The sequence below is a fragment of the Microvirga tunisiensis genome (assembly GCF_009296175.1).
Taxonomy (GTDB): domain Bacteria; phylum Pseudomonadota; class Alphaproteobacteria; order Rhizobiales; family Beijerinckiaceae; genus Microvirga; species Microvirga tunisiensis.
In genome coordinates this window covers 1-834 of sequence record NZ_VOSK01000898.1, presented here as the reverse complement: position 1 = coordinate 834, position 834 = coordinate 1, and the positions used below count along the sequence as shown (strand labels likewise).

The 834-nt window shown below is 57.3% G+C and carries 2 protein-coding genes and 1 pseudogene; 2 read left to right on the top strand and 1 reads right to left on the bottom strand.

The genetic code is table 11. The features are described from left to right. Positions 1-68: pseudogene (locus FS320_RS51395) on the bottom strand (DUF6429 family protein); the annotation flags it as partial. A 240-nt stretch (positions 69-308) separates the two neighbouring features. On the opposite strand from FS320_RS51395, the gene FS320_RS44395 reads away from it, so the two are divergent. Further along, a complete protein-coding gene (locus tag FS320_RS44395; protein WP_152718780.1) occupies positions 309-494 on the top strand; it encodes a hypothetical protein in 186 nt (61 codons plus the stop codon). Between the two features lie 27 nt (positions 495-521). Then, on the top strand, positions 522-834 hold a 313-nt coding region (locus FS320_RS44390), incomplete at its 3' end, for a GTP cyclohydrolase I (RefSeq protein ID WP_192926442.1).

Below are 834 nucleotides of genomic sequence, written 5' to 3'. Positions count from 1 at the left end.
TCGTTATGCAGCGTCAGCCATAACAGCGCCAAAACGGCATCGTCGATCTTGTCCTCATCGATCTCCATGAACCGACGTTACCACGCGCGGCACCCAAAATCCCGCGGCCCCGCTCGGATGGATACGGCTGATACGCAACGCTCCCGGTCCAGACATCTTGGAACGGCCAAGGTAAATAATCCGTAGCTGCCTCAGAGCAGTTCCATACTGCCGCCTACGCGCAATTTAACGCGCTCTGCGGACCATCTTCCCATGTAGGCAGGAGACTGGTAGAACACTGACAAATAAAAACTTCGCCTGGGGCATGAATGAAAGCCTACGACTATACTGAGAAGGCCAAGCATGAGCAGGCGAAGCAGCGAAACCTGGCTGCCATCAACGCCCAGCTAACGCGGCATGAGAGAGTAATCCGGCTCACCCTGATACTGGTTGTGACCTTGGCCGGGCTGGCGCTCGCCCTTCTGGTTATTCATCTCATCAACCATTCAAATTAATCGCAGAATAACTGCTGCACCGGGGGCATGATGAACTTCCATTCGCGTGATCTGAATCTTGCACGCCTGTGCAACGAGGCGCTTGACCAGCCGCTCACCGAGGCCGAGCGCGAAGCTATGATGATGGCCGCCGCCCAGAAGGTGGAGGAGCTGTTCGACATCCTGTGCATCGACCACCGGAACGACCACAACACCCGTGAGACGCCCCAGCGCGTGGCCAAGATGTATGTCGAGGAGATCTTGGGGGGCCGCTACTCCGCCCCGCCGAAGATCACCGAGTTCGACAACGCTCAGGCTTATGATCAGCTCATCGTCACCGGGCCGATTGAGCTGCGCTCCA